The sequence below is a fragment of the Xanthomonas chitinilytica genome (genome assembly GCF_026107455.2).
GTDB classification, from domain to species: Bacteria; Pseudomonadota; Gammaproteobacteria; order Xanthomonadales; family Xanthomonadaceae; genus Stenotrophomonas; species Stenotrophomonas chitinilytica.
The window spans coordinates 65,488-88,074 of record NZ_JAPCHY010000008.1 but is presented as its reverse complement, the minus strand read 5'-3'; the positions used below and the strand labels follow the sequence as shown (position 1 = coordinate 88,074).

24 protein-coding genes and 1 pseudogene are annotated in these 22,587 nt (G+C 69.5%); 15 read left to right on the top strand and 10 right to left on the bottom strand.

Annotated features, from left to right (window positions below; translation table 11 throughout):
* Window positions 1-11: 11 nt before the first annotated feature.
* The 5 genes from trpE to OK345_RS10335 form a co-directional block, all read right to left on the bottom strand.
* Complete coding sequence (gene trpE / locus OK345_RS10355; RefSeq protein WP_265127895.1) at window positions 12-1,487, bottom strand: anthranilate synthase component I; 1,476 nt, start codon at window positions 1,485-1,487, stop codon at window positions 12-14.
* A gap of 529 nt (window positions 1,488-2,016) precedes the next feature.
* Entirely contained in the window at window positions 2,017-2,949 is a 933-nt protein-coding gene (gene yegS / locus OK345_RS10350) for a lipid kinase YegS (protein ID WP_265127894.1), read from the bottom strand.
* A 273-nt stretch (window positions 2,950-3,222) separates the two neighbouring features.
* Entirely contained in the window at window positions 3,223-3,705 is a 483-nt protein-coding gene (locus OK345_RS10345) for a GNAT family N-acetyltransferase (RefSeq protein WP_265127893.1), read from the bottom strand.
* Between the two features lie 10 nt (window positions 3,706-3,715).
* The gene (gene rpe, locus OK345_RS10340) at window positions 3,716-4,390 is read right to left on the bottom strand and encodes a ribulose-phosphate 3-epimerase (RefSeq protein ID WP_265127892.1); all 675 of its coding nucleotides are present in this window, start codon (window positions 4,388-4,390) and stop codon (window positions 3,716-3,718) included.
* A 12-nt stretch (window positions 4,391-4,402) separates the two neighbouring features.
* A complete protein-coding gene (locus OK345_RS10335) occupies window positions 4,403-4,732 on the bottom strand; it encodes a J domain-containing protein (RefSeq protein WP_265127891.1) in 330 nt (109 codons plus the stop codon).
* Window positions 4,733-4,878: 146 nt separating this feature from the next.
* Here OK345_RS10335 and OK345_RS10330 point away from each other — a divergent pair, with 146 nt between their 5' ends.
* Window positions 4,879-5,805, top strand: a complete 927-nt coding sequence (locus OK345_RS10330; protein WP_265127890.1) for a phosphoribosylaminoimidazolesuccinocarboxamide synthase — start codon at window positions 4,879-4,881, stop codon at window positions 5,803-5,805.
* 175 nt (window positions 5,806-5,980) lie between these two features.
* A complete protein-coding gene (locus OK345_RS10325) occupies window positions 5,981-6,460 on the top strand; it encodes an Mpo1 family 2-hydroxy fatty acid dioxygenase (RefSeq protein WP_265127889.1) in 480 nt (159 codons plus the stop codon).
* Here OK345_RS10325 and OK345_RS10320 read toward each other — a convergent pair.
* Window positions 6,454-7,371 carry an SDR family oxidoreductase gene (locus OK345_RS10320; RefSeq protein ID WP_425510963.1) on the bottom strand — a complete coding sequence of 306 codons (918 nt, stop codon included), beginning with the start codon at window positions 7,369-7,371 and terminating at the stop codon, window positions 6,454-6,456. The genes OK345_RS10325 and OK345_RS10320 overlap by 7 nt on opposite strands.
* A gap of 74 nt (window positions 7,372-7,445) precedes the next feature.
* Here OK345_RS10320 and OK345_RS10315 point away from each other — a divergent pair, with 74 nt between their 5' ends.
* The 7 genes from OK345_RS10315 to OK345_RS10285 all read left to right on the top strand — a co-directional run bounded on the left by OK345_RS10315 (window position 7,446) and on the right by OK345_RS10285 (window position 14,363).
* Window positions 7,446-8,375 (top strand): universal stress protein, encoded by a 930-nt coding sequence (locus OK345_RS10315; RefSeq protein ID WP_265127887.1) that lies wholly within the window; start codon window positions 7,446-7,448, stop codon window positions 8,373-8,375.
* Window positions 8,376-8,467: 92 nt separating this feature from the next.
* The gene (locus OK345_RS10310) at window positions 8,468-11,296 is read left to right on the top strand and encodes a monovalent cation/H+ antiporter subunit A (protein WP_265127886.1); all 2,829 of its coding nucleotides are present in this window, start codon (window positions 8,468-8,470) and stop codon (window positions 11,294-11,296) included.
* A complete protein-coding gene (locus OK345_RS10305; protein WP_265127885.1) occupies window positions 11,296-11,679 on the top strand; it encodes a Na+/H+ antiporter subunit C in 384 nt (127 codons plus the stop codon). The genes OK345_RS10310 and OK345_RS10305 overlap by 1 nt, the downstream gene beginning before the upstream one ends.
* Window positions 11,676-13,211, top strand: coding sequence for a monovalent cation/H+ antiporter subunit D (locus tag OK345_RS10300; RefSeq protein WP_265127884.1), 1,536 nt, complete (start codon window positions 11,676-11,678; stop codon window positions 13,209-13,211). Before OK345_RS10305 ends, OK345_RS10300 begins: the two co-directional genes overlap by 4 nt.
* Window positions 13,208-13,714 carry a Na+/H+ antiporter subunit E gene (locus OK345_RS10295; protein WP_265127883.1) on the top strand — a complete coding sequence of 169 codons (507 nt, stop codon included), beginning with the start codon at window positions 13,208-13,210 and terminating at the stop codon, window positions 13,712-13,714. Before OK345_RS10300 ends, OK345_RS10295 begins: the two co-directional genes overlap by 4 nt.
* Window positions 13,711-13,995, top strand: a complete 285-nt coding sequence (locus OK345_RS10290; RefSeq protein ID WP_265127882.1) for a K+/H+ antiporter subunit F — start codon at window positions 13,711-13,713, stop codon at window positions 13,993-13,995. The genes OK345_RS10295 and OK345_RS10290 overlap by 4 nt, the downstream gene beginning before the upstream one ends.
* Window positions 13,992-14,363: a Na+/H+ antiporter subunit G gene (locus OK345_RS10285; protein ID WP_265127881.1), complete on the top strand. Its 372-nt coding sequence runs from the start codon at window positions 13,992-13,994 to the stop codon at window positions 14,361-14,363. Before OK345_RS10290 ends, OK345_RS10285 begins: the two co-directional genes overlap by 4 nt.
* Before the next feature lie 56 nt (window positions 14,364-14,419).
* On the opposite strand, the gene OK345_RS10280 is transcribed toward OK345_RS10285, so the two are convergent.
* From OK345_RS10280 to OK345_RS10270, 3 genes are read right to left on the bottom strand one after another with little or no spacing between them, the layout of a single operon-like run.
* Window positions 14,420-14,920, bottom strand: a complete 501-nt coding sequence (locus OK345_RS10280; protein ID WP_265127880.1) for a hypothetical protein — start codon at window positions 14,918-14,920, stop codon at window positions 14,420-14,422.
* A gap of 22 nt (window positions 14,921-14,942) precedes the next feature.
* Complete coding sequence (locus OK345_RS10275) at window positions 14,943-15,893, bottom strand: calcium/sodium antiporter (protein WP_265127879.1); 951 nt, start codon at window positions 15,891-15,893, stop codon at window positions 14,943-14,945.
* Between the two features lie 59 nt (window positions 15,894-15,952).
* Window positions 15,953-16,561, bottom strand: coding sequence for a lectin (locus OK345_RS10270; protein ID WP_265127878.1), 609 nt, complete (start codon window positions 16,559-16,561; stop codon window positions 15,953-15,955).
* Window positions 16,562-16,701: 140 nt separating this feature from the next.
* Between OK345_RS10270 and OK345_RS10265 the strand changes: the two genes are divergently transcribed.
* Window positions 16,702-17,250, top strand: a complete 549-nt coding sequence (locus OK345_RS10265) for a hypothetical protein (RefSeq protein ID WP_265127877.1) — start codon at window positions 16,702-16,704, stop codon at window positions 17,248-17,250.
* A 136-nt stretch (window positions 17,251-17,386) separates the two neighbouring features.
* Here OK345_RS10265 and OK345_RS10260 read toward each other — a convergent pair.
* Window positions 17,387-17,545, bottom strand: a pseudogene (locus OK345_RS10260) (IS481 family transposase); the annotation flags it as partial.
* A gap of 292 nt (window positions 17,546-17,837) precedes the next feature.
* On the opposite strand from OK345_RS10260, the gene OK345_RS10255 reads away from it, so the two are divergent.
* The 5 genes from OK345_RS10255 to OK345_RS10235 all read left to right on the top strand — a co-directional run bounded on the left by OK345_RS10255 (window position 17,838) and on the right by OK345_RS10235 (window position 22,459).
* Entirely contained in the window at window positions 17,838-18,089 is a 252-nt protein-coding gene (locus OK345_RS10255) for a transposase (protein WP_425510961.1), read from the top strand.
* 57 nt (window positions 18,090-18,146) lie between these two features.
* Window positions 18,147-19,421, top strand: a complete 1,275-nt coding sequence (locus OK345_RS10250) for an aspartyl/asparaginyl beta-hydroxylase domain-containing protein (RefSeq protein ID WP_265127876.1) — start codon at window positions 18,147-18,149, stop codon at window positions 19,419-19,421.
* A 39-nt stretch (window positions 19,422-19,460) separates the two neighbouring features.
* Window positions 19,461-19,925: a type VI secretion protein gene (locus tag OK345_RS10245; protein ID WP_265127875.1), complete on the top strand. Its 465-nt coding sequence runs from the start codon at window positions 19,461-19,463 to the stop codon at window positions 19,923-19,925.
* Between the two features lie 31 nt (window positions 19,926-19,956).
* Window positions 19,957-21,621, top strand: coding sequence for a tetratricopeptide repeat protein (locus OK345_RS10240; protein ID WP_265127874.1), 1,665 nt, complete (start codon window positions 19,957-19,959; stop codon window positions 21,619-21,621).
* 463 nt (window positions 21,622-22,084) lie between these two features.
* On the top strand, window positions 22,085-22,459 hold the full coding sequence (locus OK345_RS10235; protein WP_265127873.1) for a hypothetical protein: 375 nt from the start codon (window positions 22,085-22,087) through the stop codon (window positions 22,457-22,459).
* Window positions 22,460-22,587: the final 128 nt, after the last annotated feature.

Sequence of the window (22,587 nt, the reverse complement as noted above, 5' to 3'; positions counted from 1 at the left end):
CGGTTGGGTATTCACAATCCCTGCGCCGCCTGCGCCACCGCACGGAACAGCGCGCGCCCCTTGTTCATCGTCTCGTCCCATTCCTTGTCCGGGTCCGAGTCGTGGACGATGCCAGCGCCGGCCTGCACGTGCAGGCGGCCGTCCTTGATCACCGCGGTGCGGATGGCGATGGCGGTGTCGGCATCGCCATGCCAGCCGATGTAGCCGATGCTGCCGGCGTAGACGTTGCGCTTGATCGGCTCCAGCTCGCGGATCACTTCCAGCGCGCGGATCTTCGGCGCGCCGCTGACGGTGCCGGCCGGGAACGTGGCGCGCAGCACGTCGGCATAGCTCAGGCCCGGCTGCAGCCGGCCGGTGACCTCGCTGACGATGTGCATGACGTGGCTGTAGCGCTCGATCACGAACTGCTCGCCCACCTCCACCGTGCCGGCCTGCGAGACGCGACCGGCGTCGTTGCGGCCCAGGTCGATCAGCATCAGGTGCTCGGCGCGTTCCTTCGGATCGGCCAGCAGCTCGGCTTCCAGTGCGTTGTCCTCTTCCACCGTGGCACCACGCGGACGCGTGCCGGCGATCGGGCGCACCGTGACCTCGCCGTCCTGGAGCCGCACCAGGATCTCCGGCGAGGAGCCCACCACCTGCACGTCGCCGACGTCGAGAAAATACATGTACGGCGAAGGATTGAGCGCGCGCAGCGCCCGGTAGACGTCCACCGGGCGCGCCTTGAACGGGATGCTCAGGCGCTGGCTCAACACCACCTGGAAGATGTCGCCGGCGCGGATGTATTCCTTGGACTTGTCGACCGCGGCGATGAAGCCCTCGCGGGTGAAGCCGGAGACGAAATCATTCTCGTCCAGCGCGTCGCTGGCGATCGGCGCCGGGTAGCCGGCGCCGGGGGCGCGCAGCTTGGCGACCAGGCCGTCCAGGCGCGCCTGCGCCTCGTCCCATGCCCCCTGCTCGCGCGGATCGGCATGCACGATCAGGTACAGGCGGCCCTTGAGGTTGTCGAACACCGCCAGCTCTTCCGAATGCAGCAGCAGGATGTCCGGCGTGCCCAGTTCGTCGCGGCCGGCCGGCGGCGCCAGCCGCGGCTCGATGTAGCCGATGCACTCGAAGCCGAACCAGCCGACCAGGCCGCCGGTGAAGCCGGGCAGCCCATCGAGCTTGGGCACCGAATGCGCGCAGCGCAGCGCTTCGACCTCGGCGAACGGATCGGCGACCTCGCGGCTTTCGACCAAGCGACCGTGCTCGCGCACGCTCAGGGTATGGCCGTGGAAGGTATAGACCCGCCGTGCCGGCAGGCCGATGATCGAATAGCGACCGAAGCGTTCGCCGCCCTCGACCGATTCGAACAGGTAGGTGTGCGGGCCGTCGGCGAGCTTCAGGTAGACCGAGAGCGGCGTGTCCAGGTCGGACAGCACTTCGCGGACGACGGGGATGCGGGTGTGGCCTTCAGCGGCCTGCTGCGAGAACTGCTCTTGCGTGATCAAGACGACTTTCCTTCCGGGAAACGACGGTGGCGGTACGGACGACGGCAACGGGCCACCATCGCCACCAGCGGCGAGCGGAAGAAAGGGTATGCGGGGTCGTCAGAGTGGACACCGGGCGACTGTACCGCAGGTTCCGGCACGGCGAAACCCCGATTCCCGCGGCCCACTGGCCGCCAGGCATGGTTGCAACCGTGACTTTCGAGGACCCTGAAGCGGGCTGGCATCGGCGGAGGACACCCTTCCCGCCAGGGGCCAGCGCGCGGCCGCCGGCGACAGCGGCCCACGAACGGCCCGCGGCAACCACACGATGGAAGCCTTCGGCGACAGGCCGGCCGCGGAGGAGCTTCCGCCCGGCGGCGCGAGGCGTCAGGCCATGCTTCGCGCGTGGTGTTGCCGGGCCTCCCGTTCCTGCTGTTCCGCAGCGAGATCGACCGCCGGTTGCGATGCCGTTCTTTTCCGTTGCCGGTTCACCTCGTCGAAGCGCCCATGCCGCGAACAATCCTGCCGGCCCCTCCTGTCCCCTCGCCGGTCAGGATCCGGACAACAACACGCAATCCGCCGGCAGGTGCATGCGGATCCGCCGCGGCACGCACTCGATGCGGAAATGCGCCGATTGCAGCGGTTCGCCGTCGAGGTTGAGGGTCAGCGGTTCGGCCGCGTCGATCCGCAGCCACGGCAGTTGCCGGCGTTCGGCCAGCCGTTCCAGCGCCGCTTCCCTGCCGCCGGCGACCAGCGCGGCGAGCGTGGCGCGCACTTCGCCCGACAGCTCGGGCACGATGGTCAGGTCCAGCAGGCCGTCGTCCAGGATCGCCTCCGGGCACAGCACCTGGCCGCCACCGGCCTGGCGGCCGTTGCCGATGCCCAGGGCGATGAAGCCGCCCTGCCAGGCGAAATCCGGCCCGTGGAAGCGGGCCTGGACCGGTTCGATCCGGCCCAGCCGGGAGATGCCGGTGATCACGTACGCCAGTCCGCCCAGCATGCTCTTCAGCCCCTCGGCGGTCTCCACCGTCACCTCGGTGCCGAAGCCGCCGCTGGCCAGGTTGGCGCACCAGCGGACCTGTCCGTTGGCCTCGATCCGCAGCAGGTCGATGGGCACCGGCCGGCTCCCGGCCAGCGATTGCAGCGCGGCCAGCGGCGACGCCGGCAGGCCGGCCGCGGTGGCGAAATCGTTGGCCGTGCCCAGCGGCACGAGGCCCAGGCCCGGCAGCGCCGCGGCGTGCTCTTCGCGATCGGCCAGGGCCGCGGCCACCTCGCTCAGGGTGCCGTCGCCGCCGCCGGCGACGACCGTTTCCGCCGCGGCGGCAATGGCCTCGTCCACGCAACGCCGGGCATCGCCGCCTTCCCAGGTGAGCCGCACCTGCACTTCGCAGCCGGCCGCACGCATCGCCGCGACCGCCTCGCGCACCTCGTCGTCGCCGGCCGACTTGCCGTTGAGGATCAGCCACCAGCGGTTCCGGACCATGCACGGCTCCTGCGCGAAAGAGCGCGCAGGCTAGCAAGCCGGCGTATGCCGGCAGTGAACGTCATCGTCCTGTCATCGAGGGCCGGGAGAATGGAAGGCCATAGCAGGGACGACGGAGGGAGGCAGGATCAGCCTCCGACTATTCCCCGGGGCCGCGATGGCGACATCGCGGCCTTTTTTTGGTTTTGTCCGGGGAAGGTTCGGTCGCGACTGACGTCGCTCCTACAACGGCTGCCGCTTGTAGGAGCGACGTCAGTCGCGACCGGACCCACGTCAGCCTTCGGCGAAGCACCGCAGCGCCTCGCCCTCCATCCGGTATACGGTCCACGCGTCCTGCGGCCGTGCGCCGGCGGCCTCGTAGAAGGCGATGGCCGGCGCGTTCCAGTCCAGCACCGACCACTCGAAGCGCCCGCACTCCTTCGCTACCGCGATCCGCGCCAGGTGCCGCAGCAGGGCCTTGCCGGCGCCGCTGCCGCGATGTTCCGGGCTCACGTACAGGTCTTCCAGGTACAGGCCGTTGCGGCCCAGCCAGGTGGAATAGTTGAAGAAGTACACCGCATAGCCGATGGCCACGCCGTCGGCCTCGCAGACCAGCGCATGGGCGGTGGCATCGGTGCCGAACAGGCTGGCGCGGATGCCCGCCTCGTCGGTTTGCACCGACGATTCGGCCTTCTCGTAGATCGCCAGCTCGTGGATGAAACGCAGGATCAGCGCTGCGTCGTCGGCCGTGGCCGGGCGGATGTTCAATGCGGCCACGGCGCCGGCCTCAACCGCGTGCGGCGGCGACGTTGGCGCGCATGGCGGCGATCACCTGCGCGTAGTCCGGCGCGTTGAAGATCGCCGAGCCGGCGACGAAGGCATCGGCGCCGGCCGCGGCGATGGCGCCGATGTTGTCGGCCTTCACCCCGCCGTCGATCTCCAGCCGCACCGGCTTGCCGCGCTTGTCGATCATCGCCCGCACCGCGCGCAGCTTGTCCAGCGTGGAGGGGATGAACGCCTGGCCGCCGAAGCCCGGGTTGACCGACATCAGCAGCACCAGGTCCAGGTCGTCCAGCACCCAGTCCAGCACTTCCACCGGCGTGGCCGGGTTGAGCACCAGCCCGGCCTTGCAGCCGTGCGACTTGATCAGCTGGATGGTGCGGTGGACGTGCTTCGAGGCCTCCGGGTGGAAGCTGATGATGCTGGCGCCGGCCTCGGCGAAGTCGGGGATGATGCGGTCCACCGGCTCGACCATCAGGTGCACGTCGATCGGCGCGGTGACGCCGTGCTTGCGCAGCGCCTGGCACACCATCGGGCCGATGGTCAGGTTGGGCACGTAATGGTTGTCCATCACGTCGAAGTGCACCCAGTCGGCACCGGCGGCGAGCACGTTGTCCACCTCCTCGCCCAGCCTGGCGAAGTCGGCGGAAAGGATGGACGGGGCGATGATGCAGTTGGACATGGCAGGGGGCCTTCAGCGCTTGCGCAGGTTCTTGATCCGGTCGTAGGCGGCGTTGATGCGGCGCGCCTTCTTCTCCGCCTGCTGGCGCAGGTCCGGCGCGGCGCCGGCGACCTTGTCGGGGTGGTACTGGGAAATCAGCCGGCGGTAGGCCAGGTCGACCTCGGCGTCGGTGGCATCGGGGGGCACGCCCAGTTCGCGGTACGGGCTGTCGCGGCCGAGCCGGAACCAGTCGGCGTCGAAGGCGTGGCCGATCAACAGCCCGACCAGCGCGCCGAACAGCGGATTGGGCCGGAACAGCAGGGCACCGGCGATGAATCCGAGCAGTTTTCCGTACCAGCGCATGGTCGTCCGGCGGCCTGGGTGACAAAGAAGCCACATTTTACGTCACAGCCGGCCCGGACCGCTTTACACTAGGCCGCCCGCCGCCAAGCCGCGGGCCCCCCGGGTCCTGCGCCGACGGCCATCAACGCCAAGTCCCAGGAGTGCCCGTGCCGACCACGCTGTTGCAATCCGATCTCCCCGGCCTGCCCTTGCGCCACCGCGGCAAGGTGCGCGACGTCTTCGACATCCCGCGCGAACGCCTGCCCGCCGACGCCCCTCCCGGCGACTACCTGCTGATGGTCGCCACCGACCGCCTGTCCGCCTTCGACGTGGTGCTGCCCGACCCGATCCCCGGCAAGGGCGAGATGCTGTGCCAGGTGTCCAACTTCTGGTTCGCCAAGACCGCGCACCTGATGCCCAACCACCTCACCGGCATCGACGTGGCCGCGGTGCTGCCCGAGGGCGTGGACCCGGCGCTGTACGCCAGGCGCGCGGTGGTGACGCGGCGGCTCAAGCCGGTGCCGGTGGAAGCCATCGCCCGCGGCTACCTGATCGGCAGCGGCTGGAAGGACTACCAGCGCACCGGCAAGGTCAGCGGCATCGAGCTGCCCGACGGCCTGCAGCAGGCGCAGAAGCTGCCCGAGCCGATCTTCACCCCGTCCACCAAGGCGGCGGTGGGCGACCACGACGAGAACATCGATTTCGACGCGATGGTCAAGGCGGTGGGTGCGGAACTGGCCGAGCGCGTGCGCGACGCCACCCTGCGCATCTACAAGTTCGCCGCCGAGTTCGCCGCCGAGCGCGGCATCCTGCTGGCCGACACCAAGTTCGAGTTCGGCACCGATGCCGACGGCCGCCTGTACATCATGGACGAGATGCTGACCCCGGACTCCTCGCGCTACTGGCCGGCCGACGAGTACCAGGTCGGCACCAGCCCGCCGAGCTACGACAAGCAGTTCGTGCGCGACTACCTGGAAACGCTGGACTGGGACAAGACCGCCCCTGGCCCGGCGCTGCCGGCCGAGGTGATCGCCCGCACCCGCGACAAGTACGCCGAGGCGCTGCAGAAGCTGGCCGGGATCCACATCGGCTGAGCCGGCACGCGGGCGCCGGCGCTGCCCGGTGCCCGGTGCCCGCGCCTGCAATGGCCCCGGCCCGGTCGTTGCCGGGACGCCGCCGCGCCACCGCCTTCCCCACGGCCACGCCTCCCGCAGACAGGCACGCCGGCGGCGCCGCACGCTATCCTGCGGTCCTTCCTGGGAGGGAATCATGGACATGAGCAGCGCGCGGCCGATCGACCGCTATTTCGCCAGCTACTCCGGCGACCATCGCAACGCCACCAACCAGGCCATCCACGTGGTCGCGGTGCCGGCCATCCTGTGGTCGGTGATCGCGCTGCTGTGGTGCCTGCCGCCGTTGATCACCTGGTTCCAGAACGGCATCTGGGCGGCGCTGGCGATGTTCGGCGCATGGGCGTTCTACAACCGCCTGTCGCGGCGGCTGGGACTGGGAATGCTGGCGATCTTCTTCGTCAGCGGCTGCGTGTGCCGGCTGCTGGAAGCGGAAATCGGCCTGCGCGGCCTGTTCTGGCTGGCGGTGGCGGTGTTCGTGGTGGCCTGGATCGCGCAGTTCATCGGCCACAAGATCGAGGGCCGCCGCCCCAGCTTCCTGACCGACCTGGTGTACCTGCTGATCGGCCCGATCTGGGTGCTGGCCAAGGGCTACCGGCAGATGGGCTGGCGCTACTGAGCCGCGTCGGCCGGCGCGGCGAACATCGCCGCCTCGGCCACGAACGGGCGCGGCGCATAGCCGAAATCGCGGCGGGCCGGCTCCAGGTCGAACACCAGGTCCTCGCCCATGCGCTGCAGCGCCGCTGCGTTCATGCCGCGCAGGCGACCGCCGGCATGCGCCAGGCGCAGGACGAACGCGAACAGCCCGTGCGGTATCCGCCACAGCCGCGGACGCGGCGAGAGCGTGTCCAGCACCCGCCGCACCATCTCCGCGTACGCCAGCACCTCGCCGCCGCCCAGCGCATACGCGCGTCCGGCGGTGACCGGCCGCGGCAGCACCGCCAGCGCGGCATCGGCCAGGTCCTGCACGTGCACCGGCTGGCGCAGCCCGGTGGCGCTGGCCGGCAATACGAACAGGCCGCTGCGGCGGGCCAGCGCGGCGATCGCGGTCAGGGTCCTGTCGCGGCCGGCGCCGTACACCAGGGTCGGCCGCAGCACCGTGGCCGCGGCCTGGCGCGCGGCGGCGGCGGCCAGCAGCTGCGTCTCGGCCTGCTGCAGCCGCCGGGCGACATCGCGCTCGCCGGCTTCGGACGACGCCTGCTTGACCTCGACGCTGGTGGAGCCGAACGCCACCACCCGCGGCGCCTGCACGGGCGCATCCGCATACCAGCGGGCGAAGTGGTCGAGCGGGCCGCAGCTGAAGATCGCGTCGAAGCGTTCCGGCGCCGGCCACGGCCGCGACAGGTCGCCGACCCGCCATTCCACGCCGTCCTGCGCGCGCGGACGGCGCGACAGCGCCAGCACCCGCCAGCCGGCGGCGCGCAGGTTGCCGATCAGGCGTTCGCCGATCTGGCCGCTGCCGCCGAACACCAGCGCGCGCGGCGGGTTGCCGGCGGTGGTCGCGTCTTCGGGGTCTTGCATCGGAATCATCGCCACAGGATAGGCGATCATGCCGCGCGCACCGGGTTGGGTAGACTGCGGGCGTCCCCCGACGACACGGAACCATGACCCAGACCGCCTCCCGCGCCGCGCCACCGGCTTCCATCCTGCTGGCCACCGACCTCAGCGCACGCTGCGACCGCGCGCTGGACCGCGCGGTGCAGCTGGCCGGGCAATGGGGCGCGCGGCTGGTGGTGGCCACGGTAGTTCCCGCCGAACAGGACCAGGAACTGTTCGAGGACATGCTCGGCAGCCCGTCGTGGCAGCAGCGCCTGTCGCCGCAACGGCTGGCCGAACGCCGCCTGCTGCGCGACCTGGGCGAACTGGCCGCCCCGCCCCCGCTCAAGCTGCGGGTGGAGCACGGCCATGTCGGCCGCACCCTGCTGCAGGTGGCGCACGAGGAAGGCTGCGGCCTGATCGTGACCGGGCTGGCCAGCGACAAGGCGTTCGAGCCGCAGGTGCTGGGTTCGACCGTGTCGTGGCTGGCGCAGCATTCGCCGCTGCCGCTGCTGGTGGTGCACGGCCGCGCCCGCGCGCCCTACCGCAACCTGGCCGTGGCCAGCGATTTCTCCGAACCCTCGCAACTGGCGCTGGATACCGCGCTGGCCCTGTTCGGCCCGCCGCTGTGGCTGGCGCTGGTGCACGGCCTGGAGGTGCCGCGCCTGGGCCTGCTGACCGGCGACCGCGCCGCGGTGGAAACCCAGGCCCGCGACGAGGCACGGGCACAGGCGCGGGCGATGGTGGACGGCGCCGACCTGTCGCCGGAACTGGCGGCGCAGGCGGCGCTGATCGTCGAGCCCGGCGAGCCGGCGCGGATACTGCGCGACTACGTGCGCGACCACGACATCGAACTGGTGGCCGTCGGCACCCACGGCCGCGGCGCGCTGTTCGACCTGGTGCTGGGCAGCGTGGCCAAGCGCCTGCTCGCCGTGCTGGAAACCGACACCCTGCTGGTGCGCGACCCGCGCGCCCGTGGCGGCGGCGCGGCCAGCTGAATCCACCGGCGGCAACCGGGTACAACGGGTTACGGGGAGCAAAAGCCGCCTGCTAGACTGGCCGGCCTGCTCGCGAATCGCGTATTCCCTGCATGACTCCGCTTCCCGAAATCCTGCTGGCGCTGCCGTTCCTGATGGCCGCCGCCATCGCGCTCCCGCTGCACCTGCCCCGCTCCGCCATCGCCTGGATCGCCGCCGCCGCGCCGTTGCTGGGGCTGGCGGTGCTGGCACTGATGGCACCGGCGGTGTTCGCCGGCGACGTGGTCCGCAGCAGCCACGACTGGCTGCCGCAGATCGGGCTGGCGTTCTCGCTGCGGCTGGACGGGCTGGCGTGGATGTTCGCCCTGCTGGTGCTGGGCATCGGCGCGCTGGTGGTGATGTACGCGCACTACTACCTGAGCGCGCAGGACAGCGCACGGCGGTTCTTCTGCTACCTGCTGCTGTTCATGGGCGCCATGCTGGGCATGGTGCTGTCGGGCAACCTGCTGCTGCTGATGGTGTTCTGGGAGCTGACCAGCATCAGCTCGTTCCTGCTGATCGGCTTCTGGTCGCACCGGCAGGACGCACGCGAGGGCGCGCGCATGGCGCTGATCATCACCGGCGGCGGCGGCCTGGCGCTGCTCGGCGGCGTGCTGCTGATCGGGCGCATCGTCGGCAGCTACGAGCTGGATACGGTGCTCGCCGCCGGCGATGCCATCCGCGGCAGCGCCCTGTACCCCTGGGCGCTGCTGCTGATCCTGGCCGGCATCTTCACCAAGAGCGCGCAGTTCCCCTTCCACTTCTGGCTGCCGCACGCGATGGCCGCGCCCACCCCGGTCTCGGCGTACCTGCACTCGGCCACCATGGTCAAGGCCGGCGTGTTCCTGCTGGCGCGGCTGCACCCGGTACTGTCCGGCACCGAGCTGTTCTTCTACCTGGTCAGCGGCATCGGCGCGCTGACGCTGCTGATCGGCGCCTGGAACGCGATCTTCCAGCACGACCTCAAGGGCCTGCTGGCCTATTCCACCATCTCCCACCTGGGCCTGATCACCATGCTGTTCGGGCTGTCCACGCCGATGGCGGTGGTGGCCGGCGTGTTCCACATCCTCAACCACGCCACGTTCAAGGCCTCGCTGTTCATGGCCGCCGGCATCATCGACCACGAAACCGGCACCCGCGACATGCGCCGGCTGGGCAACCTGCGCCGCTACATGCCGTTCACCAGCGCGCTGGCGATCATCGCCTCGCTGGCGATGGCCGGCATCCCGCTGCTCAACGGCTTCCTGTCCAAGGAGATGTTCTTCGCCGAGGCGCTGGAAGCCTCCGGCCCGCACGCGATGCGGCTGGCGATGTCCGCCGCGGCGCTGCTGGCCGGCGTGTTCGGCGTGGCCTACAGCCTGCGCTTCGTGCACGAGACCTTCTTCGGCAAGGGGCCGCGGCAGCTGGATGCGGTGCCGCACGAGCCGCCGCGCTGGATGAAGATCCCGGTCGAGGTGCTGGTGCTGCTGTGCGTGGCGGTGGGCATCGCCCCGGCGCTGACCATCGCCCCGCTGCTGCACGTCGGCGCCGGCGCGATCCTCGGCGAGGCCATGCCCGGGTACAGCCTGGCGATCTGGCACGGCTGGAACCTGCCGCTGGCGATGAGCATCGCCGGCGTGGTCGGCGGCGTGGCCCTGTACTTCGGCCTGCGCCGGTTGATCGACCTGCACGCGGTGGTCAGCCGCTCGCTGGGCCGCCAGCTGTTCCGCTGGCAGCTGGATTCGCTGTTCGGCTTCGCCCTGCGCCTGACCCAGGGGCTGGCCAACGGCAGCCTGCAGCGCATGCTGCTGGCGCTGGTGCTGAGCGCGGTGGTGGTGGCCGCCGCGCCGTTCGCGGCCGGCCAGGCCTTGCCGGCGTGGCCGGCGCCGCAGCCGATCCCGCTGCTGGGCTGGGCGCTGTGGCTGGTGATGATGGCCTGCGCCATCGCCGGGCTGTTCCTGTACCGGCAGCGCCTGCTGGCGGTCATCGTGCTGGGCGGCGTCGGCCTGATGGTCAGCCTGACCTTCGTGTTCCTGTCGGCGCCGGACCTGGCGCTGACCCAGCTGCTGGTGGAGATGGTCACCCTGGTGCTGATGCTGCTGGGCCTGAACTACCTGCCGGCGCAGTCGCCGCCGGAGCGTTCGCGCTGGCGCCAGCGCCGCGACGCGCTGATCGCCGTGGTCGCCGGCGCCGGGCTGGCCGCGCTGGCGTACACCGCCATGACCCTGCCGGGCAACACCATGGCCGGCGAGATGCTGGCGCGCTCGCTGCCCGAGGCCTACGGCCAGAACGTGGTCAACGTGATCCTGGTGGACTTCCGCGGCTTCGATACCTTCGGCGAGATCACCGTGTTCGGCATCGCCGCGCTGGTGGTGCACGCGATGCTGCGGCGCTCGCGGATGGCGCCGGAGCAGATCATGCCCGGCCCGCCGATCAAGCTGCCGGTGCCGGCCGACCTGGCGCAGATCATGTTCCCGCTGACGCTGACGGTGTCGATCTTCCTGTTCCTGCGCGGCCACAACGCGCCGGGCGGCGGCTTCATCGCCGGGCTGGTGCTGGCGGTGCCGCTGCTGATCCAGTACGTGATCCAGGGCACCGCCTCGGTCGAGTCGCGCTTCGGCTTCGACTACATCCGCTGCATCGGCATCGGCCTGCTGCTGGCCATCGTCAGCGGCTGCGCCTCGATGCTGTTCGGCGTGCCGTTCCTGACCAGCGGCCACCTGGACCTGCACCTGCCGCTGGTCGGCGAGGTGCCGCTGGCCTCGGCCATGGGCTTCGACACCGGCGTGTACCTGGTGGTGTTCGGCGGCGCCATGCTGATCCTGTCGATGATGGGCACGATCAAGCCCTCGCGCACGCGCAATGCCCGCAAGGGCGAAATCGATCCCACCCGCCGTTCGGCACTGACCGGGGAGATGCACTGATGGAACTGGCCCTGGCAAGCGCGATCGGCGTGCTGACCGCGATCGGGGTGTACCTGCTGTTGCGGGCGCGCACCTTCGACGTGATCCTCGGCATGACCTTCCTGTCGTACGCGACCAACCTGCTGATCTTCGCCGGCGGCCGGCTGGTGCACGGCAAGGCGCCGGTGCTGCGCGAAGGCGTGGCCGGCAACCTGGACAACTACACCGACCCACTGCCGCAGGCGCTGGTGCTCACCGCCATCGTCATCGCCTTCGCGATGACCGCGGTGAGCATCGTGCTGGCCATGCGCAGCCGCAGCGACAACCACAGCGACCACGTCGACGCGCACGAGGAAGAACCGGCGGCAAGCGCCGCCGCCGAAGGCCGCGAGGGCCGCGCATGAACCACCTGGTGATCCTGCCGATCCTGATCCCGCTGATCGGCGCTTCGCTGTCGCTGTTCGTCGAGCACCGCCGCTACGGCCCCAAGGTGCAGCGCAGCGTCGCCTTCGCCACCCTGACGGTGCTGGCGGTAGCGGTACTGCAACTGTTCGTGCGCACCCAGGACGGCGCCATCCTCGCCTACCTGCTCGGCGACTGGCCGTCGCGGCTGGGCATCGCGCTGGTGGCCGACCGGCTGTCGGTATGGATGCTGGCCACCACCGTGCTGCTGGCGGTGGCCTGCCTGCTGCATGCCTGCTCGGGCTGGGACCGGCGCGCGCCGCACTTCCACGCGCTGTTCCAGTTCCAGCTGGTGGGCCTGAACGGCGCCTTCCTCACCGGCGACATCTTCAACCTGTTCGTGTTCTTCGAGGTGATGCTGATCGCCTCCTACGGCCTGCTGCTCAGCGGCGGCCGCGGCCTGCGCATGCGCATCGGCCTGCACTACGTGGTGTTCAACGTCACCGCCTCGACCCTGTTCCTGGTGGCGCTGGGGCTGCTGTACGCCACCCTGGGCTCGCTCAACATGGCCGAGCTGGCGCAGCGCATCGCCCAGGTGCCGCCGTCGCACCTGCCGCTGGTCAAGGCGACGCTGGGCCTGCTGCTGCTGGTGTTCTGCTCCAAGGCGGCGCTGCTGCCGCTGTACCTGTGGCTGCCGGAAGCCTATGCGCGCGCGCCGGCGGCGGTGGCGGCGCTGTTCGCGATCATGACCAAGGTCGGCCTGTACGCGGCGCTGCGGGTGCAGACGCTGTGGTTCGGCGACGACGCCGGCGCGATGGCCGGCTACGGCCGCGACTGGCTGCTGTGGGCCGGCGTGGCCACGCTGCTGCTCGGCGGGCTGGGCGTGCTGGCGGCGGCACGGCTGCGGGTGCTGATCTCCTACCTGGTGGTGGTGTCGGCGGCCACGCTGTTCATCGCCTTCTCGCTGGGCAATGCCGGGGTGCTGTCGGCCGGCCTGTACTACCTGCCGCACAGCACCTTCGTGGCCGCGGCGCTGTTCCTGATCGCCGACCTGATCCGCCGCCGCCGCGGCGGCGCCAGCGACCGCAAGGAGATCGTCGCGCCGATGCCGGGCAAGACCGCGCCCGGCCTGCTGTTCCTGGTGGCGGCGGTGTCGGTGGCCGGCCTGCCGCCGCTGTCCGGGTTCCTGGCCAAGGCGGCGCTGCTGGCCGACGTGCCGGCCAGCCATACCGCCGCGGTGTGGGCCGCCGTGCTGGGCAGCGGGCTGATGGTGATCATGGGCGTCACCCGCGCCGGCATCCGCCTGTTCTGGCGGGTGCCGTCCGCCGAGGACGATGCGCCGCCGCCCCGGCGCGCGCCGACGCGGCCGGTGGAGGTGGTCGCGGTGGCGTTGCTGCTGGGTTACGGCATCGCCATGACCGTGTTCGCCGAACCGTTGATGCGGCATACCCGCGCCACCGCCGACCAGTTGCTGCAGCCGGGCCAGTACGTGGACGGCCTGCGCGCCACCACGCCGGAGATCAGGCAGCCATGAACCGCCCCCGCAAGACGCTCAGACGCCTGTTCCCGTCGCTGCCGCTGAGCGCGACCATCCTCGTGTTCTGGCTGCTGATGACCGACAGCTTCAACCTCGGCCAGGCGCTGCTGGGCCTGGTGCTGGGCCTGGTGGTACCGCTGTTCGCCGCGCGCCTGGACCGCGAGTTCGCGCGCATCGGCTCGCTGCGGCCGCTGCCCCGGCTGATCTGCGTGACCCTGTGGGACATCCTGATGTCCAACATCCGGGTCGCTATCCAGGTGCTGGGCCCGGAACACCGCATCCATCCCGGCTTCATCTGGCTGCCGCTGGACATCGCCAACATCCACGGCATCGCCGCGCTGACCAGCCTGATCACGCTGACCCCGGGCACGGTCTCGGCGGCGCTGTCGGACGACCGCAAGTACCTGCTGGTGCACGTGCTGCACCTGGACGACCCGGACGGGCTGATCCGGGAAATCAAGACGCGCTACGAGGCGCCGCTGATGGAGATCTTCCCATGACCGGACACATGTTCATCCAGACCACCATCGTCGTGTGCATGCACGTGGTCGGGCTGGCGATGCTGCTGGCGCTGTGGCGGCTGCTGCGCGGCCCGACCGTGCCCGACCGCATCCTCGCGCTGGACACGCTGTCGGTGACCGCGATCGCCGAACTGATGCTGTTCGGCATGTACCTCAACTCGGCGGTGTACTTCGAGGCCGCGCTGGTCATCGCCATGCTCGGCTTCGGCAGCACCGTGGTGCTGAGCAAGTACGTGCTGCGCCGGGACATCGTCGAATGATCACCGCCATCCAGATCGCGCTGTCGCTGCTGCTGATGGTCGGCTGCTTCTTCATCCTGGTCGGCGCGCTGGGACTGGTGCGGCTGTCGGAGTTCTTCAAGCGCCTGCACGCGCCGACCAAGGCCAGCACGCTGGGCGTGGGCTGCGTGCTGCTCGGCTCGGTCGGCTACCACATCCTGCTGGGCGAGGACCCGCAGCCGCGCGAGCTGCTGATCACCGTGTTCCTGTTCATCACCGCGCCGATCAGCGCGCACCTGATGGCCAAGGCGGCGCTGTCGCTGATGATGGAAAGCCGGCCGCGGCTGCCGGGCAGCGAGACCGCGCAGGACGAGGCACTGCCGCCGCCGGACGGCGACAAGGCCGACTGAACCCGGCGCATCCTTGCTGCGGATGCCGATAGCCGGCGTCCCTGCGGGGGTGCCTTTCAGCGGTCGAAGCGCTTTTGTTGGGAAGCAGCTCCCGCCTGCGCGGCGAAAACGGATCTCGTCGGCCGGCTCCAAGCGCCGGGCGACCAGCGCTTTGTGCTGTTGCGAAGCCGCTCCCGCCTGACCGGCCATGCGGCTGTCGAGAAGCCTCTTGCGGGAGCGATGGCGTAAACACCGTAGCCACCGATTCGAATGCCCTGGTCGAGCTGCCCGAACCGCTCGAAGAGCCCGCCCGGGATCAGCGATCCGGGGAATTCCCGCTGCTCGCCGGTCATCCGCGTCCTGCGGGTATGGCCATGCGCATCGGCTGCGGCGGTCAGGCGCCGGTATCTCGCCCCGGCCACTTCCGACAGCGTCCGCTTCTCCTCTTCGCTCATCCGCGACAAGTAGTCCGGCAAGGACTCCTGCCATGCGACGCCGCAGTCGAGCTCGATGGTCTCTTCGCCGTCGAACAACAGGTGCCAGAGGAACTCGAACGCCTGCTCCGCCAGTACGTTCATGCCGGCCACCGCGTTCGATCCATCAGGCCAGCAGCGCCAGCTCCAGCCCGATCCACGCCAGGAAGGCGACCAGCAGGATGCCGCCTTCGCGCCGGCTGACCTGCAGGTCGCCGCGCAGCATCGGGTACAGCACCAGCACGAAGGCGATGGCCGCCGGCAGTTCCAGCTTCACGAACGATTCGGGCAACGGCAGCGGGCGCAGCACGGCCATGCCGCCGACGATCACCAGCAGGTTGAACAGGCTCGAGCCGATCACGTGGCCCAGCACCATGTCGCCCTGCCCGCGACGGGCAGCAGCAATGGCCGCGGCCACTTCCGGCAGCGCGGTGCCGATGGCCACCGGCAGCAGGCCGACCAGCAACGGCGACATCCCCAGGCCCTGGCCGAGCACCGGCGCGGCCTGCACCACCCAGCGCGCGCCGTAGTACAGCAGCGCGGCGGCGATCAGCAGCCGCACCAGATTCAATCCGAGCACGGTGCGGGTGACGGCGTAGGCGGCCATCGCCTCCTGCACCTGGCCGTCCTCGGCACGGCCACGCCGCAGCACGAACGCCAGCACCGCGACGAAGCCCAGCAGCAGCACGCCGCCCTCGACCCGGCCGACCACCCCGTCCAGCCCGAACACGATCAACGCCAGCGACGCGACCGCCAGCAGCACCAGCAGCGGCGACAGCAACCGGGCCCGCACCAGCAACGGCGCGGCGAGCGCGGCCGCGCCCAGGGTCAGGCCGATATTGGCGATGTTGCTGCCGACCGCATTGCCCAGCGCCAGTTCCTCGCTGCCGACGAAGAACGCGCGTGCGTTGACTGCCAGCTCCGGCAGCGAGGTGCCGAAGGCCACCAGCAGCAACCCGGCCACGAACGGCGAGGCGCCGAAACGCTGAGCCAGCCCCGACGCGGCCTTGACGATGGAATCGCCGCCCAGCGCCAGCAGCAGCAACCCCAGCAGGAACCATCCGATTGCGCCCAGCATGTGCTTCCCCTTCGTGGCGTCGAAACGGAGATTCTAGGCGCTGCGGCCGCCGCCGGCGCTCACGAGCAGCCTTCGACGTAGTCGACCTGCGGCGGCAGCCCGGCACGCCAGGCGCTGACCCTGCCATCGCTGCCGATCTCGAAATTGAGCACGCCCTCGCCGGCCGCGGCCGGTGCCACCCGCAGGTTGTGCCCGCCCTCGACGTACTTGTGCGGCAGCAGCTCGGCGCGATCGGGGTACAGCTCCTGCAGTTCCTGCAGCGGCATGCCGACCCGGCCACCGCCCGGCGCCGCCGGGACGGCAGTGCCGATGTCGTAGCGCACGAAACGACCGCCCTCGACCATGAAAGCCAGCTCGCGCGGCAGGCGGGTCGTGGCCGGGCTGAGATGGATGCAGCCCGCGCCCGCGTCGTCCGGCCCGTTCAGTTCGCCCTGCCAGGCATCGCGCACCTGCGCGACGTCGTCGCCGAAACGCAGCGGCCCGTAGCCATCGAGCCTGGCCAGCGCCCGGTTGCCGGCTTCCTCCTGCGGCATCGTCGGCGGCGCCTCGTCGCCCGCCCGTTCCGTCCCGGTGGCGGCACTCTCCGCCGCCGGTGGTGGAGCCGGTGTCCGGCCGCAGGCCACCAGCGCCAGCGCCAGTCCCATCGACAATCCAGTCATCGCCTTCATCGCCGCTCCCTCTTTGCCGTGTCCGGAGGCGAGTCTAGCGCCACCGTCGTGGTGGCATCGCGAACGCAGCGGGGGCCGCTGTCACCCGGGTTTCATCGCCCGGGGCAATGCTGGTGCCAGCGCCTTCGCCTTCTCCCTCCATGCAACCGCGCAAGACCGAACTCGCCCACTCCGCGCTGCAGGCCCATCGCGCGCCGCTGGACATGCGCCAGCGACGACTGCTGATCCTGTGCGACGGCCATCGCGACGTGGCCGAACTGACCCGGCTGGTCGGCGCCGATGCGCCGGCGATGGTGATCCAGCTGATCCAGGGCGGTTACCTGAGCACCGCGCCTGCGCCGGAAGCGGAAGCGCAGCCGTTTCCGCCCGCCGATGCCGGCCCGCCCGCGGCCGCTGCGCCGCCAGCCGCGCCAACCGGCGAACGGCGGCGCTCGCTGGTGGCGGCGAAGATGTACCTGCTCGACATCCTGCAGCTGCAGCGCCATGCCGCGGCCGCGGCGCTGCACCGCCAGCTGCGGCTGGCGCGCGGCGATGCCGAGACCGTCGTTGCGCTGCGGCAGGCGCTGTCGCGGCTGCCGGAGATGACCTCGGCCGGCTACGCGCAGCGCGTGCATGCGCGCGTGCGCGAGGCGCTGCCCGAAGCGCTGGCGGCGACTTTGCCGCCGCTGCCCGGGGGCGTGCCGGCCTAGGTTTGGAGCTTCAACAGGTTGTTTCGGCTGAACACCAGTCCGGAGATAGGCGGCTTGCCGCCCAAGGCAGTGTGCGGGCGGCGCCAACTGTAGTGGTGGAGCCAGTCATCGCGCGCGGCGCTGCCGTGAGGCCTGGCACGGGCGGTTGCGGTTCCAACTCGCGCCAACGGCTCAAGCCGGCTCCGTGCAGCACCCGCGACACAGTCGCGGCCGAGACTCCCACCTCGCATGCCATCAGGCGCCCGGTACGGCGTTGCCGGTGCAGGGCCTCGATCTGGGCACGGCGTTCGGCCAGCACTGCCCTGGGGCTATGTCACGGCCGATTGCTGCGGCTCTCCAGATCCTCGCCCTGCTGGAAGCACCGCCACCACTTGCGCACCATCGGCTCAGAATCTCCAAAGCCTGGGCCGCCCCGGCTACCCGTTGCCCGGCCTGCAAGCGTTGAAGCCCCATGGCTGTCAGGCGCGCATTCTCGTGCATGTTGTGCCCTCGCGGAATGAAACTGTCTGCCTGGCGGCATCAGCTTCTCCCTCCGGTCAGAGGAGAACAACCTATTGAAACCCCACACCTAGGCCGGCGGTGCGAAGTTGCCGCGCTGGCGGTGCGACGCGTCTCGGGAGGGCACTGAAGCTACAGGCGCCACCTCGCGCTATCTGCCGCCTTGCTCGCCCGACCTCAACCCGATCGAGAAGCTGTTCTCCGTGCTCAAGGCAGTCCTGCGCAAGGCGGCTGCAAGGACAGTCGATGCACTCTGGAACGAAACCAAGCGGCTGATCGACACCATCACGCCGGCCGAGTGCGGCAGCTACTTCGCGGCCTGCGGATATGTAAATAGATAAGGCGAAAATGCTCTAGAATGCGCCGTCGCGTCACGTGGGCGCGCCTGGGACCGACAGATGAGCGCCTCCTTGGCTGGACTGGTGAACGCGGCGGGAGCGGCGGCGGCGGCCGGCCGCTGGCAGGAGGCCGAGCGCCTGTGGGCGCAGGTGCGGGCGCAAGACCCCGGCCACGTGCAAGCCCTTTTCAGTCTCGGCGTACACGCATTCCAGCGTGGCGATTCGGCCGGCGCGCTGGAACTGCTGGAGCAGGCACGCACGCGCGCGCCGGGCGACCCGATGATTCCGCTGAGCATCGCCCGCGTCCATCGCGAAACGCACCACCCCGATCGGGAGTGGGCCGCAATCATCGCCGCACTCGACATCGACCCGTATTTCCTGCCGGGCCTGTTGGCCCGCGGCGAATTCCTCGAACGGCAGAAGCGCTCCCGCGCCGCCGCTGCGGTATTCCGCGACGTGCTGAAAGTGGCACCGCCGCCGGAGCAATGGCCGCGCGCATTGCAGGCCCGCCTGCAACACGCACAGGACGCCGTGGCGCGGGACACCGAGGAAATCGCCGCTTTTTTGCAGCACCAGACCGGCTCGCAACGCTCGGCCGTGGACGCCGCGCTGGGCAGCCGCTGGGACGAGGCGGTATCCATCCTCGCCGGCAAGAGCAAGCCCTACCACTCCAACTGCAACCAGTTGCACGTGCCGCGCCTGCCGGCACTCACGTTCTACGACGACGCCCTGTTCCCGTGGATGCGCGAACTGGAAGCACAAACCGACGCGATCAAGGCCGAATTGCAGGACATGATCGTGCGCCGCGAAGCCGAGTTCGTGCCGTACATTCAGTACCCGCCGGGCACGCCGGTCAACCAGTGGGACAAGCTCAATCATTCGCGCAACTGGAGCGGCTTCCACCTGTACGCACATGGCGAGCCGGTGCAGGAACACCTGGCTCGATGCCCGCGCACCGCCGAAGCATTGGCGCTGGTGGATACTGTGGAACTTGCCGGCCTGTGTCCGAACGCGATGTTCTCCGCACTGGCCCCGGGCGCGCACATCCCGCCGCACACCGGTGAAACCAACGCGCGGCTGGTGGCGCACCTGCCGCTGGTGGTGCCGGATGGTTGCCATTACCGCGTCGGCCACGACTGGCGGCAATGGCAGGAAGGCAAGTGCTGGGTGTTCGACGACACCATCGAACACGAGGCTCGCAACGACGGCACCGCGCTGCGCGTGATCCTGATGTTCGATGTGTGGAATCCGCTACTCAGCCTGGCCGAACGCGAGATGGTGAAGGCGCTTTCCAACGCGATGCGCGACTGGCGCACCACCAGCGACGGCGCGTGAGCTGTGCAGGTTATGCTGCCCCCTCCCGCCGAACCGACGATGCCTATGCGCCACCTGCTGCCGCTGCTGCTGTGCCTGTTCGCACCGCCACTGGCGGCACAACAGGCCACCCATGCCTGTGCCAACGTGGCCGAACCCGCCGGACGACTGGCCTGCTACGACAAGGCATTCCCACCACCACCAGCCGTGAACGCGGCGGTGGCGGAAAAGGCGCAGGCCGATTTCGGCCTGAACAAGCCGCGCGAAACACTGCTCAATCCCGGGCAAACGCCCGCACAGGCCGACCCGGAGCGCATCGAAAGCCGGGTCATCCGGGTTGACCACGGCCGTGGCGGGCAGCGCAGTTTCATGCTCGAAAACGGGCAGGTCTGGCAGCAGACTGAATCGCGCAGCAGCGGCCACGTGCAAGCCGGCGACACCGTGCAGGTGCGCAAGGGCCTGATCGGCGGCTACATGCTGGTGACGCCCGCCGGCGTGCGCCTGAGCGTGCGCCGCGCACGCTGAGCGCACGATGCCTGCGCCGCGCAACCAGCCGTTGAACCTGACGCAGGCGCAGCACTTCAAGCAGGCGCTGGAGCTGTTGCAATCGGGGCAATGTGCGCAGGCGTTGCCCATCGCCGAAGCCCTCGCCCAACAGGCGCCACAGGCCGCCGACGCGTGGCAGTTGCTGGGCATGTGCCTTGCCGACAACGGTCGTCAGACGCAGGCCGATGCCGCGTTCGAACGCGCACTGGCCCTGCTGCCGGGCAATGCCATGGTGTCACGCAATTACGGCCTGTCCCTCGCCAAACACGGCAAGGCGCTGCGTGCGCAGGGCCAACTGGACGCGGCCGAACCGGTGCTGCGCAAGGCGCTGGCGTTGTCGCCGGAACAACCTTCGGCATGGGTCGATCTTGGGGCTGTGTTGCGCCTGCTGGGGCGCATCGACGAGGCGCTTGCCGCGTACCGGAGCGCGGAAAGATTGCTGCAGCAGCGCGGCATCAGCGCACCTGAATTGCAGGATGCCATCAACGGCGTGCTGGCCGACGCGGGCCGCCCGGCCGAAGCGCTGGCCGGTGCGCGCAGGCTCGTCGCCCAACACCCGAGCCATGCGCCGGCCCACGAAACACTGGGCAACCTGCTGTGGGAGAACGGCGCGGAGCTTGCGCCCGGCGAAGACCCGCTCGGCGAATTCCGTATCGCGGCACGGGCTCAGCCGGACAACCGCGCATTGCAACTGGCTTTCGCGCGAATGCTGGTGGCAACCAAACACGCCGACGAAGCCCTCGCCGTACTGCACCTGCTGCGCCGGCGCGAACCCGGCAACGCCGTGCTGGACTGGTTTGCCGCCGAAGCGCTGGACGCACTGCAACAACACGAGCAGGCCGCCGCCTTGTATGCATCGGCGGCGCGCAGCGAGTTGGGTGCCCTGCCGGACTTCCTCAATGCCCGCGCACGGCACGCATTCCGCACGCAACGTTTCGATCTGGCCGCAAGCTGTTCGGAAAAAGCGGTAACGCTCGACCCGCACAACCAGGAAGGCTGGAGCCACCTCGGCACGGCATGGCGGCTGGCCGGCGACGAACGCGAACACTGGCTGTTCGATTACGACCGCCTGGTGGGCTATGCCGAAATCGCGCCACCGCCGGGTTTCGATGACGTGCCTGCTTTCCTGCAGACACTGGCCGCCACGCTGAACACCCTGCACAGCGCCACCCGCGAACCGGTGAACCAGAGTGTGCGTGGTGGCACACAGACCGCAGGCCAACTGTTCGGGCGCGACGATGCAGTCATCCGCGCAGCGGAGACCACCCTGCGCATGGCCGTCGAAAACTGGCTGGCAACGCTGCCGGACGACGCGACGCACCCGTTCCTGTCACGCAAACAGCACAGCGTGCATTTCGTCGGCTCGTGGTCGGTGAAGCTCAGGGCATCCGGGCGTCATGCCAATCACATCCATTCCAAGGGCTGGGCCAGTTCGGCCTTCTACGTCGCACTGCCCGACAGCGTGCTTGCATCCAATGGCGCATCCCGCGCCGGATGGATTCAGTTCGGGCAACCACTGGAAGACCTGGGACTGGCCCTGCCGCCACGCCGTGTCATCCAGCCCAAACCCGGCCACCTCGCACTGTTCCCCTCCTGCATGTGGCATGGCACCGTGCCGTTCGACGATCCCCAATCGCGGCTGACCATCGCTTTTGATGTGCAACCGAAGAAGTAGTCGAGCTTTTGTGTTAGCAGCCGCAAAAAGTAAGAATGGATGCCAAGCAGCACTGGGGCATCCTCATGTCTCGTTTCGCCAGGGCAATAAAACGCGACTTATCGCTTCTAAATCCGCCAAGACATGGGCATGATCTGGCTGGATTTTCACTACCACATCAGATCCTCTCAAGGCATCAACGATTGGCTCCGGCAGAAGTTCAGCGTTGACCACAAGCGCGGGTCTAACCATCCACTCACGTCGATGCCGCTTGTGGCACAGCTTGATCCAGTCGATGCACACCTACTCGCACCGTACGGAACTAACATCTGTGAACAGTCATTGGATCGGCACCATCGGTGCTTGCGACGCATCGAGCTCGCCCCACCCACTCGAAGCATATGACTTTCACGCGTCACTGGGCGCAATATCGAACCATTCCGCCATATCGTGGCGGGTGTTCCATCCCACCCAAGAGGCCACCATGCACGTCGATTCCATTCGCTCCACCCGCCTGCCCATCGCGTCTGCACTGCGACGGCGGCGCATCCGTTACCTGCCGTTCGCCGTAGTGGCGACCATCGGGTTGTTGGCCGCCGGAAACGTGGCGGCGCAGGATGCGACGCAGCCGGGTCCTACTCAGACGCAGGACGTCGCACCGATGGAGCAGCCGGCCGCACAAGCCAAGCGTGGCAAGAAGGACAACAAGGTGTGCCACTACGAGGATGTCACCGGCAGCCGGATGAAAAAGAGGGTGTGTTTCACGCCGGAGCAGTGGGAGGCGCGCGCAAAAGCGGCGAAGGATTTCATGCGCGAACTGGATGACAAGCCGCTGGGCCGGGAAGACCGGGAAGGCTGAGGCTGGCCCTGCCGTTTGCGGCAGGCCGACTGCCTGCACAGGCCGGGCAGCACGCACCCAGGCAGTTCCCCGGCGGTTGTGCAGGCCGGTGGAAAAAAGGCGGCGGGGCGAAGCCCGCCGCCTTTTTG